The 12384-nt window shown below is 35.6% G+C and carries 11 protein-coding genes; 6 read left to right on the forward strand and 5 right to left on the reverse strand.

What is annotated here, in order from left to right; translation table 11 throughout:
* Positions 1-38: 38 nt before the first annotated feature.
* The 3 genes from ACIQZ6_RS01770 to ACIQZ6_RS01780 all read right to left on the reverse strand — a co-directional run bounded on the left by ACIQZ6_RS01770 (position 39) and on the right by ACIQZ6_RS01780 (position 2564).
* The gene (locus ACIQZ6_RS01770; protein WP_395807591.1) at positions 39-224 is read right to left on the reverse strand and encodes a twin-arginine translocase TatA/TatE family subunit; all 186 of its coding nucleotides are present in this window, start codon (positions 222-224) and stop codon (positions 39-41) included.
* Positions 225-442: 218 nt separating this feature from the next.
* Positions 443-1735 (reverse strand): M20/M25/M40 family metallo-hydrolase, encoded by a 1293-nt coding sequence (locus tag ACIQZ6_RS01775; RefSeq protein ID WP_395807593.1) that lies wholly within the window; start codon positions 1733-1735, stop codon positions 443-445.
* A 58-nt stretch (positions 1736-1793) separates the two neighbouring features.
* The gene (locus tag ACIQZ6_RS01780; protein ID WP_395807595.1) at positions 1794-2564 is read right to left on the reverse strand and encodes a CDP-alcohol phosphatidyltransferase family protein; all 771 of its coding nucleotides are present in this window, start codon (positions 2562-2564) and stop codon (positions 1794-1796) included.
* A gap of 410 nt (positions 2565-2974) precedes the next feature.
* Between ACIQZ6_RS01780 and folE the strand changes: the two genes are divergently transcribed.
* From folE to ACIQZ6_RS01805, 5 genes are read left to right on the forward strand one after another with little or no spacing between them, the layout of a single operon-like run.
* Positions 2975-3661: a GTP cyclohydrolase I FolE gene (gene folE, locus ACIQZ6_RS01785; protein WP_395807597.1), complete on the forward strand. Its 687-nt coding sequence runs from the start codon at positions 2975-2977 to the stop codon at positions 3659-3661.
* Complete coding sequence (locus ACIQZ6_RS01790) at positions 3661-4377, forward strand: SDR family NAD(P)-dependent oxidoreductase (RefSeq protein WP_395807599.1); 717 nt, start codon at positions 3661-3663, stop codon at positions 4375-4377. Before folE ends, ACIQZ6_RS01790 begins: the two co-directional genes overlap by 1 nt.
* The gene (locus ACIQZ6_RS01795) at positions 4378-4992 is read left to right on the forward strand and encodes a flavin reductase family protein (protein ID WP_395807601.1); all 615 of its coding nucleotides are present in this window, start codon (positions 4378-4380) and stop codon (positions 4990-4992) included.
* Positions 4993-5022: 30 nt separating this feature from the next.
* A complete protein-coding gene (locus ACIQZ6_RS01800) occupies positions 5023-6267 on the forward strand; it encodes an NAD(P)/FAD-dependent oxidoreductase (protein WP_395807603.1) in 1245 nt (414 codons plus the stop codon).
* Positions 6268-6286: 19 nt separating this feature from the next.
* Positions 6287-6961 (forward strand): MarR family winged helix-turn-helix transcriptional regulator, encoded by a 675-nt coding sequence (locus tag ACIQZ6_RS01805; RefSeq protein WP_395807605.1) that lies wholly within the window; start codon positions 6287-6289, stop codon positions 6959-6961.
* A 111-nt stretch (positions 6962-7072) separates the two neighbouring features.
* Here the strand turns inward: ACIQZ6_RS01805 and ACIQZ6_RS01810 are convergent, their stop codons facing one another.
* Complete coding sequence (locus ACIQZ6_RS01810; protein ID WP_395807607.1) at positions 7073-8665, reverse strand: DUF1501 domain-containing protein; 1593 nt, start codon at positions 8663-8665, stop codon at positions 7073-7075.
* Positions 8662-10293, reverse strand: a complete 1632-nt coding sequence (locus ACIQZ6_RS01815; protein WP_395807609.1) for a DUF1800 family protein — start codon at positions 10291-10293, stop codon at positions 8662-8664. Before ACIQZ6_RS01815 ends, ACIQZ6_RS01810 begins: the two co-directional genes overlap by 4 nt.
* A 346-nt stretch (positions 10294-10639) precedes the next feature.
* On the opposite strand from ACIQZ6_RS01815, the gene ACIQZ6_RS01820 reads away from it, so the two are divergent.
* Entirely contained in the window at positions 10640-12148 is a 1509-nt protein-coding gene (locus tag ACIQZ6_RS01820) for a PQQ-dependent sugar dehydrogenase (protein ID WP_395807611.1), read from the forward strand.
* The last annotated feature ends 236 nt before the right edge of the window (positions 12149-12384 follow it).

Consider the following 12384-nt stretch of genomic DNA (forward strand, 5'->3'; position numbering starts at 1 on the left):
TTAAAACATAAAAAAGGGTCTGAATAGACCCTTTTTTATTAGTTTTCTTTTATAACCGGAGCTTGTTTAACTTCTGTTTCTTCTGAAGTTCCGTCTTTAGCATCTTTGAATTCTTTCATGCCCCGGCCTAAACCGCGCATAAGCTCTGGGAGTTTCTTCCCTCCGAACATCAATAATATAACCAATACAATTAAAATAATTTCGGGACCACCTAAACCTGCCATAATTTTTTGTTTTAAATTTTTAACAATTTGGGAAAAATTATGGATTTAAAAAAGATTATTCATTAATCTGTTACAAAAACTAGTGTTTTATTTATGCTTAAGAAACAGAATTTAGCATTTTGAAAATGATTTATCGGTAATAGAACTAGATGAAATACATAAAACCAATTCTGTCAATCAGAGATATCTGCCTTTTTTGATGAGAATATAGATTGAGGCTATTTTGCTAATCCTGCCTCTGAAACTAACAGTAGTAATCCAAATTTAATGGCCTCTGCACCTTTTTCATTCATCCACCATTCATCGAGCGAATGTGCATTTGCACCTTTTCCGCCACGGCCAATCGTTATACTAGGGATGCCTAAAGAAATGGGAATATTCGAATTTGTTGACCCTGTACCAGCAAATGCTTTTGCATTAAAGAATTCAATAACTGCTGCAGCTCTTTGTATCAGTGGCATATCTTCTTTTTGAACTCCAGAAGGGCGTTCGCCAATTTTTTCAAAATTCAGACTGAGCTTAACTCCGGTTTTTACTCCTGAATTGTAGTCGTTAAGTGCTCTGTTGGTTTGATCTAGTAGTATTTTTTCAATTCCTATTAATTTTTCAGGGCTTAATGAACGCAAGTCTACCTCAATCCATGTTTCAAAAGGAATAGAGTTTACAGATGTACCACCACCAATACGGCCCACATTGAAAGTTGTTTTTGGGCCCGAACTCACATAATCGCTTGCTGCAGTGCTAAAATAGTCTATTGCTTTACCCATTGCATGATGGGGGTTAGCTAATCCAAATGCACCCCATGAATGCCCTCCCGGGCCGTTAAATGTGATTTTATATCGTATTGATCCTAAGCCATTAGTTACAATTCTATTGATATCGCCTCCATCAATGGCAATGTGTGAGTTTATTTTTAATGTGCCAGTTTTAAAAATATTTTTGATTCCTCTAAGGTCACCTAAGCCTTCTTCACCTACGGTAGCAGCAAATAAAATGTCAGATTCAGTATGAATAGATGCCTTATTCATTGCTTTTAATACAGTTAGCATCATGCTTAATGCCCGGGTATCATCACCTATACCGGGAGCAAATAGTGTATCACCTTTAATTTTAACTGTTACGTCAGTTTCTAAAGGGAAAACAGTATCCAGATGTGCATCTATTAATACAGTTTTTCCATTTCCGTTTCCTTTTCTTAAGGCAAGTACATTGCCTGCCTTATCAATCCAAATACTATCAATACCTGCTTCTTCGAGCATTTTTTTAAAATGTTCAGCTCTTTTTTGTTCCTGAAAGGGGGGTGCCGGAATTTGAGTAAGTTCAATAAGCTCCCTCATGCTTGTAGGTTCTAGTTCCTGTATAATTTCAAACGCTTTTTGAATTTTAGTAGAACTACTTAATTTGTCAATTTCCTTTTTGTAGGATAATTGTGCACTCAAGTTTTTTTCATTCTGGGCATGCAAAAATGACGTTGTTAAGAAAACAAAAGTAAATAGGATGAGTTTTTTCATGAATAAGATGCTTAATTCCTAAATTTTCGCAGATAAATATATGAATCCAAATTCTAGCTTAAATTATTTTAATTTTCCGGATACTGATCAGAATAATAATAAAAAAGCTGTAAACAATAAAGAACGGAACGATGTATTGAATTAAATTCATGGGGAGCATAACTGCAATAATGAGCAATTGAAAACCCAATCCATAAATCGAAATTAAGGTCATGAACCAAGATGGAAATTTTTTGACTTTAAAAGCTTCGGGGTCTAAAACATGGATTATTTTATCAAAAAATCCATAGACTAGGTAATATATCGAGAATAAAATATCTACTGAACGCTGTCCCTCGCCGGGTAAAGCTATGGGTGATTCATGTTCAAAGATCTTACTGGTTTTATCGCCTCCCTCTGAACTATTTCTTAAAATGACATAGTAATAATTATAAAGTGTTCCCTGTAGTTGTACGCCAAAAAAAGCAAAAAAGGCATATAGAAAACTGCTTTTTGTGACATATGCTATTGTCATGAAGATTAAAAAATTCAAAATTATGTCAAAAACACTGTCTAGATATCTTCCTGTGTACGATGGGGTTTTATTTATTCTTGCCAGTTCGCCATCGGCAGCGTCAATAATTGATTTCAGTATGATAAAAAAGGATGCCCCCCAATAATTACCTATTAATATGCAATAGATTGCTATTAGGCCGCAAATACCAAAAAGTAAAGTTACATGAATAGGAGTGATAAAAGTATTGCTTACCTGGTTAGCGAATAATTTCCCCATTGGCCTCCCATAATCAGATAAATCTAGGAATTTATCTTGGGCATTTAGTTTTGACATGATTGTCTTGAACGTATAGCTTGCAACAATATAGATGCGGGTGCAAAGGTATAATTGTTTAACGTTTTTAATGAACAATTGCAACATCTTTGGTATATGACACTTTTTGTCTGAATTACAGGTAAATTTGAATACTGAATTAGTAAAAGTTAAAAATTCATAAATACTAATAGATAAGTTACTTTACCTTCAAATATGGTTTTGTTTTGTCTTTCTTAATTTTCTACTGCACAAATCATTGAATTTTCTGTTAGAATTATTTTTAAATTAGTCATTTTTAACCTTTATTGCCTATCTAATTTACGCTAGATTGTACTTCAGTTTATTATGACAAAAGTGCGACCCAAATTCTTCGTTAGTTTTAAAACATAACCATTATAATTGCGTGAAATTAATACGAAACTATATTAATGAACACAAATAGTACGCTACGAAACCTGATCAGCGCCGAAGATGAATTATTGGACATGATCTCTGATGAGCATATATCTACTTCTTTTGATACGCCTTTAAGGACTAATGCATTTGAAATGGATGACGATATAAAGATCCAGCTAATCACAAAACATTTTACTCAAATTATGGATATCCTGGGTCTTGACCTAACTGATGATAGTTTAAAGGATACACCAAAAAGGGTTGCCAAAATGTACGTTAAAGAAATATTCAGTGGTTTGAATCCTAAGCTTAAACCAAAGCCAACCTTGTTTGAAAATCTGTATAAATACAATCAAATGCTGGTTGAACGTAACATATCAGTTTATAGCAATTGTGAGCATCATTTTGTGCCAATTACTGGTAAGGCCCATGTGGCTTATATCAGCCAAGGTAAGGTAATTGGGCTTTCTAAGCTTAACCGTATTGTTCAGTATTATTCGCAAAGACCACAGGTGCAAGAAAGGTTAACCATTCAAATTGCTAATGAAATGAAACTTGCTCTAGGAACAGAAGATGTTGCAGTTATTATTGATGCACATCATCATTGCGTGTCATCTAGGGGGGTAAGAGATATGAACAGCTCTACCGTTACTGCCGAATATTGTGGTAAATTTTTACTGCCTGAAACAAGAAATGAATTTTTAAAGCATATAGGTTAATGAGTTTGAGTGGTAAAAATATACTGATAATTGGAGGAAGTTCTGGTATTGGTTTAGCACTCGTCAAGTCACTTTCTGCAAAAGGAGCACAGATTTATACTGCTTCACGAACGGCATCAGATGAATGGCCGGTTGGAGTGAACTATATTGAATTTGATGTTTTATCTGATGGAGCAACACTAGTTGATTTTCTGCCCGAGCAAATACATGGTTTGGTATATGCAGTTGGAAGCATAACTCTTAAACCATTTAGTCGCTTAACTGAAGAAGATTTTATAACAGAATATAGATTGAATGTACTTGGTGCTGTAAAAACAATTCAGCAATCTTATCGTTCATTAAGAAATGCAAAGTCATCTTCTATTGTACTGATTAGTTCTGTTGCGGCCCGCAATGGTATGAGTTATCATGCTAGTATTGCAGCTGCAAAAAGTGGCGTAGAAGGTCTTGCATTGTCTCTTGCAGCAGAATTTGCTTCACAGCATATCCGCGTAAATGTAGTTGCGCCATCATTGACAGATACTCCTTTGGCTTCAAACCTTCTCAATACTCCTGAAAAGTACGAAACCTCAGCCAAACGACACCCCTTGGGCAGAATTGGTAAGCCCGAAGATACAGCGTCTGCAATTTCATTTTTATTAGACGATGAAAGTAGTTGGATAACTGGTCAGGTACTTGGAGTGGATGGTGGAATGGGGAATTTAAAAAATCTTTAAATGATTAATTTTAGTCGGGATCATATTTTAGCTATGGAAAAACGTTACAAAACAACGTTTGTAAATAGTCTTCCCGGATATAAGTGCCTTCAAATGCTTGGTACTATTAATGATTCAGGAATTACTAATCTAGGGCTTTTTAATTCAGTTTTTCATCTTGGTGCTAGTCCTGCTTTACTTGGCATGATATTCAGACCTGATGGAGATGAGCATGATTCATTAAAAAATATTATGCAAACAGGACAGTACACCTTGAATAATGTTTTGTCTGAATGGTATCCCCAGGCACATCAAACAAGCGCCAGATTTCCGTCAGGGCAATCAGAATTTGAACCTTGCGGATTTAAAGAATATTTTTTTGATAATTTTGAGGCTCCATTCGTTGCTCAATCAAGCATAAAAATTGGTTTAGAGATGAAAGAGATTATAGATATTTCAATCAATAATACGAAGATGCTAATTGGTGAAATTGTTCATGTTTTGATGGATGATGATGTTGTTGCCATAGACGGTTATGTAGATCATTTAAAAGCTGGGACAGTTACGGTGGCAGGATTAGATAGTTATTTTGAAACAAAACATTTAGGTAGATTGCCGTATGCGAAATTTGCTTAATTCATTTCGCAGTAAAATTCAAAAAATATCTTGAGCTCTTCTAAAATTGACACCTTAATAATTGGAGCAGGGCTCGCAGGACTAACTGCTGCACGAGTCTTGAAGTTAGCGGGTAGAAAGGTAAAAATTATTGAAGCTTCAGATGAACCAGGAGGAAGAGTCAGGACAGATGAAGTCAATGGATTTTTACTCGACAGAGGCTTTCAGGTTTTTCTTGCCGCATACCCTGAAGCAAAACGTTTTCTTGATTATAAAGCACTTGATCTTAAGTCTTTTAGCCCGGGTTCTATCATTCTTAATGCTTCTGGTATAGATGAAATTGGTGACCCTCTTAGAGAAGCTTCCTCTCTGATTCGTACGCTCAAATCTCCTATTGGTACTCTAAGTGATAAATTAAGATTATTATCTCTTCGATTAAAACTGGCTGGTAATAGCATTGATCAAATTTTTGCTAAGAAGGAAACCACAACATTAGAATACCTTAGAGCTGCTGGATTTGGCGAAAAAATTATTTCTCATTTTTTTGCTCCTTTTATGTCTGGAATTTATCTTGAGCAAAAGCTCGACACTTCTTCCCGAATGTTTGAGTTTGTATTTAAGATGTTTAGCGAATCAGATACAGCTATACCCGCTAAAGGTATGGGTATGATTCCTAAGCAGCTCGCTGCTGATCTATCTGTAGAAGAATTGATCTTTAATGAACGTGTCATAAGTATTGATGACAATAATGTTCTAGCTGCGTCAGGAAATATTTATAAGGCTTCAACAATCCTAATTGCTACAGCTGCTGATTGCCTGCCAGTACCATTTCAACATAGGCAAGTTCAAAAAAAATCGCTAACCTGCATGTATTTTTCAGCTGAAAAGGCTCCTTATCAAAAGGCCCTGATCGCTTTGAATGCAATTCCGGATAGACTTGTAAATAATATTGCTGTGATGAGTAATGTTTCTTCTTGTTATGCCCCAAAAGGGAAATCACTGATTTCCGTTTCTCTTTCTGGTAATCAAAAATTTATAAAACAGGATGAGCTTGAATTGAAAGTAAAAGAAGAGTTGAAATTCTGGTTTTCAGAATGTTCTAACTGGACACCTATTAAAACTTATACTATTCCATATGCTTTGCCTGATAACACTCATGTAATAAATGATATTCTTCCATCTTCATTAAGAATCAATCACTCCACTTTTATTTGCGGTGATCATTTATTGAATGGATCTATCAATGCTGCCATGAAAAGCGGGCGAATAGCTGCAGAGGCTATTCTATCTATATAAAAAATTATATCTATCTAAAATGAAAAGTTACAAATTAATACATCAGCTTCTTAATCTTGTTGAAGATTTTGAAAGTGAAAATACAGACAGAGCATTGAGCTTAACTGAGTTTTCAGGTTTTCTAATTAATCATCTGTTCCAAGCTAATTCAGATACAGCAGCAGATGTCCGTTTTGGCGATAAGTATGATGCTTCCACGCAATTGGCCTACCAAATTGATAACACGATTGGCAGATTATTTATTTATATGAGTCGATATGCAAAATCCTATGTCAAAAAGACATTGGATGGAACTCCCCTTCAAAGTCCTGAAGATTTTACATGTTTGGCTATTTTGCTTACTCATGACAGTCTTTCGAAAAGTGAATTGATTAGTAGAAATATTCAGGAGAAAACCTCAGGCACTGAAGTGATTCGCCGTTTGATTCAAGCTGGATTGGTTTCCCAATTGGATGATGTTCATGATAAAAGATCAAAGAGTATCTCAATAACAGATCAAGGTAAGCAGCTTTTATACCGTGTGTTTGAGGATATGAATGATGTAGGTAAAATGGTAACTGGAAATTTAAGTTTAACCGAAAAATTGAATCTGCAATACTTATTGCAAAAACTAGACACCTTTCACTATAAGCTACATGAAAATAAAGTTATTCAAAGTAAAGATGATATCCGAGATCATTCATTAATGCTTTGATAGATAGTTAGATGAGGTTCTGTTTTTTTAAAATTGAATTACTGCAATTGCATGTGATTAATTTCAAACGGTTTACTGTACTAATTTAAAATCTATGTAAATGCTTGCTTGTTAATTAACCAGTAACATTGTTCTGATCTGCTGAATAGTGTTATTCTGTAGCCTTGCATAATAAACCCCGGGTAAATATCCTTCGTTTTCAAAGGTGATCTTATGGTTCCCTGAATTAATATCAGCATCAACCAGTGTTTTGATTAATCTTCCTTCTGTATTAAATACTTGTATAAGCGTATGTCCGCCTGAACTTTCATAAGAGATAGTTGTTGACGTTTGGAAAGGGTTTGGATAATTAGTGATGATGTTTTTTCCTGTATTTGCGATAATTAAGTCAGGGCTGCTTGACATGCAGGGAGCTGATTTTTTAATAACCGGAATATTCTGGAAGTTCTTGAGCATAACATTTGCCAGAGTTGTTTCAGGAACACAGAACCATTGCTGCAAAATTGCTGCATAAATGGAGCGGAAATCATATTGCATGGGTATATTATCTGAAGTGCCTGTCGTTAAATTAATGATCGGACTGGTACCAGAAACATCATTCTGGGCATAATGTCCAAAAACAAATAGTGGAGCCGCTGCACCATGGTCAGTTCCTCCGCTTGAATTGGATTTGATACGTCTTCCAAATTCAGAAAAGGTCATTCCGATTACTCTTTTACTTGAATTCAGGAATTCCAGATCATCCATAAAGGCTTTGATTCCTTCTGAAACTTTTTGCATCAGAATTGCATGAGTTCCGGTTTCAGTGGCATTTGAGTTAACCTGCTGAGCATGGGTGTCAAATCCTCCAAGGCTTACCATGTATATTCTTGTTTTTAAGCCTCCGGCAATCAAACGCGCAACTATTTTCAATTGATCTGCAAGGCTGTTTCCTGTAGGATAACCTGAAAACTGCTTAGTTACTTTTGCCGCTGCTCCTTTGATCACAGAGGCATATTGCTGAGTTTGTTGAGCAATCTGTCGAATATAGGTTAGTTCCTTTCCCCCTCTGGTATTTGGGGCTGTTCCCTGTATTCCATTGATCAGGTTGTAAAAATTAACTGGGTCTGAAATAGCCATCCCCATATTAACTCCTGGTCCCTGCATAGCAGGTGAAACAAATGATCCGATCTGTATAGCTAGCGGATCGGGCATTACACTGCTTGGATATCCCGTTGGGAAATTAGCATATTCTTCATTTAAATAACGCCCTGCCCATCCTGAATTGATAGTTTGATTAGAATCGGAAGCGCTAAGCCAAATATCTGTGGCTCTGAAATGTGAAAAATTGGGTTGTGGATATCCAACAGACTGAACGATCTTTAATTTTTCATCATTGAACATAGTTTGCAGCCCTTTCATTGAAGGATGCAAACCGGTGAAACTCGTACCGTTTAATTTTAGGATCTTATTTCTAGGAATAATAATATTTGAACGGGCATTGCTTAGATTATCGTACTGATCTATTGGGATAACCATATTTAGTCCATCATTACCTCCATTTAGTTGAACTATAACCAATACATGGTCAGTTTCTGTTGGAGCCTGTGTAAGCGCAGAAACAAGAGGAGACTCCGCAAAGGCTTTAAAAGTAAATCCATTAATCAGTGCGGGGAATACAATTCCTGCAGGTGCCGTATGCCTTATAAAATCCCTTCTTTTCATGATAGTTGATATTCAGAAAGGTTCATAAGATATTTGAACATAGACTTTAATCGTGTACTTACAATTGTTCTATTAGCTGTATTAGTCACATTTGCTTTATAGGTTACCCATGCAGCGGTCCAATATGAATCGGTTGACTGTCCAGAAAGAAGTATGCTTTTCAGGAAATCTTTTACTTCTTTTGAGATATCAATCGCATAAATTATGGAAAGACTGTCGCTTATTAGAATATTCGGGTCAGCAGGATTTGATAAACTATCAATAAAAGAAAGGATATCTATAGTTATGTTTTTTCCATTTCTGGTATAACCATTTCCAATCATCGTATCGCTAAATTGGCTACGCCTTGGTAATGTATCTGCATTGATCCATAACTCATGAAACTGAGGCTCCTGGTAATAGGCAGCCCATCCTGCAACGCTTGGAGGATCTCCCAGGTTTTGCTGCATATTTGAAGCTTGTGTCCTGATATAATCATGCATGTAATAATGATTAACTGTATCAGTTGAAGGTGGAAAAACTACATTGAACGCTCTGCATAATCCGATACAATAGTCAACAGGACCCTTGATCATACAAGCACGGTTAACCGGGTCATAGAAATGCTCACTACTGAAAAGCGCCTTTAAAACGGGTTTTATTTCATAGTTATTACTTCTGAATAGTGTAGCAAGAGGTGCAATCACATTTGTTTCTGTCAATTCATCAATTTCATAATAAACAAAAAATCGATACAGCCTGCGACAGATATAAAGTGCTGTTTCTGGCTGTTGAAAAATCATATTAATCAACTCATCCAACTCGTTAGCACCCGCTGCACCTGTTTTTCCGGTACTTAATGTGTTATTGTAAAACGAGGAAAACTGTTTATTTCCGGTATCATGCTTAGTAGAGTCAAAGCCAGAAGAAATGCTAGTTGCATTGACGGTATATCCAGTTAATACTTTTGCAGCTTGTTTTACATCATTTTCAGTATAATTTGACTTTGGACCTTTTCCAAGCGTAAACAACTCTTGCAATTCTCTTGCGTAGTTTTCGTCAGGCGAAGTTTTATTATTTAAATAGCCATTAAGATACCTTAGCATTCCTGGGTCAAGTGTTATTTCTTTTACTAATGATTTAAAATTGCCAAGTGCAAATTTTCTTAATAACGCATTATGCTTATAAGAATATCTGGCGTCATTAATATCAATGGTTTCAGTGGCAAAGTGATTATGCCAGAATAATACCATTTTTTCATGAATGGAGGTGTTCTGATTCAGCATCAATCCTGCCCACCATGATTTGAAAGATGAATTTCTAGCGCCTGTATTGTTCCCATCATTAGGAGCTGTTACCCAACTTTGTCCCAATGGAACAACTGGGTCAGTGTAGGTAGTAGAATTGTAATTATTAACTGGAGGATCAGGAGTTGGGTCAGAAGTTAATAGGAAATTCAAAACCTCATCTAAAGTCTTTCCTTTTACTTTAGAGATGTCTGTAAGCTTTACACCAAAAAGCACTCGCCTTAAAAGATGGCTGATTTCTGCGTTACCAAATGGGGGCGAATAAGGAAATAATCCAGTATTTGTTCTAAATTCAGGAGATTTTGTATGAGTATTGGCGGTAATGAAACTACGTCTATCCATTAAAGACTCAAATGTTTTGTTATAATTAGAAATAATAATAATAAAAATTTATTTTTTTAAAGGAACAGAATACAGTTTTTTTTAATACATCAATGCTTAAAAATCTGTTTATGTTCTTAATTTATTATCTGTTTTAAAGTTCAATATATTTTTCAAGGTAAGGGTTTTTCTTTTTTTTTAAAATTGATTCAAGAAATTTTTTAATTTTTTAATTAAATAATAATAATTTCTTAATAAACTGGTGGCTGCTTTTCTGTTCCATGCAATCGTAAATGTTTATTAATAAATTTCAGTTCTCAGTTGTTTTTTTCTTACTTAGCCATTTAATTTTCACATCCACTAAATCATGAAGTATATCCTAATCAATTTTGTTTTGACTATTGGTATTTTCGGATACTTTTTTGTACTTCCCGAAAGCAATTTCAAGGTTCAGCAAATTGATACAAGAGAGGCAAGTACAGTAGTAAAAACTGTTGCAAAAAATTTGAATGTGCCATGGGAAATTGCCTGGGGGCCTGATAATAAGATATGGATTGCTGAACAACAGGGTCTGATTAGTAGGATAGACCCACTTACAGGAAGTAAGGAAATTTTACTTAAACTGAATGATGTTTGGCAGTTGCGTACAAGTGGGCTGCTTGCTATGGCGCTTCATTCAGATATGAAGAAAAATCCATATGTTTTTTTAGACTATACCATTGAAAAAGATAACAAAAAATATTCTCGTCTAGTTCGTTACACTTGGCAAAAAGACACATTATTGAGTCCAAAAGTATTGATGGAAATTCCTGCTGCATTAGGACATAATGGATCAAGAATTGTTGTTAATGCTGGTCTGGTTTATTGGGCTACTGGCGATGCTTTGAGTTTGGTTGATTCTCAGAATCCTCAAACACCGAACGGCAAGATCTTAAGAATGACTAGTGATGGTTCTGTCCCTTTTGATAATCCGATGAAGGGCAATCCTGTTTGGGCATGGGGATTCCGAAATATACAGGGAATGACGTTCTCAACAAGTGGCCAGCTCTATACCTCAGAGCATGGCGATACCAATGATGATGAAGTAAATCTGATTAGTAAAAGCAGGAACTATGGATGGCCCACAGTGCAAGGTTTTGCAGAGAGTGATGCCGAAACTTCATTCAAGGGTTTGAATAGTACTGTTGACCCACTAAAAGCTTGGACTCCAACAATTGGCCCTGCTGGTCTTGATTATTATACTTCAGATAAGATTCCGGGATTAAAGAATTCGCTCTTACTGGTTTCCTTAAAAGGAAAGAGCTTAAGAGTACTTAAATTGGATGCTGAGGGTAAAAAAATACTTACTGAAGATATCTATTTCGAAAACAAGTTTGGTAGAATCAGAGATCTGTGTGTTTCTCCTGCTGGCGATATTTATCTGGCAACAAGTAACCGCGACTGGAATCCGGTAGCTGGTTTTCCAAAGCCAGAAGATGATCGAATACTAAAGATTTCCAACCTTAGTAAATCTGATCCTCAAAATTCACTTTCTTCGATGGCAGCAGGTTCAAAAGCTGAAACTTTATATCTGCAATATTGTGCCTCATGTCATAAAGAAAATGGTTTAGGTGTAAAGGGTACCTTCCCCTCCTTGCAAAATTCACAAACCGTGGTTCTTAATCCAAAAGAGTTAATTAAAAAGATTTTGATAGGTTCAACGGGCCCGGCAACCATTAATGGAATTACGTATGATTCAGTAATGCCCTCTTTCGCATTTATGAAAGATGAAGATCTGCTAGATATTATAACCTATATACGTTCCATGGGATCAAGCCATGCAGTTCCAATTAAGCCAGAGCTGTTTAAGCAGGTTAGAGCTTCTTTGAATAAGTAGATGGCATTTATTTTAGATGAATGGTGATTAAAAATAGCCCATTTTTAATTTCTTTTTCATGCAGATAGTAAACCTCTATGTTTCCTTTTCGAATTCTAGTTCTAAGATCAGCTATTTAGGTATATTAGGAGGTTAAGAGGAATGAATGAAGGCTTTATTTCTACAGTTCAACAGCCTTATATAAATCAAATGCCTTTTGAGAAATAAACCATTTCAATACAGATAGAAAACCTTTT

This window comes from Daejeonella sp. (genome assembly GCF_044348475.1).
In the GTDB taxonomy this organism is placed as follows: Bacteria; Bacteroidota; Bacteroidia; order Sphingobacteriales; family Sphingobacteriaceae; genus Daejeonella.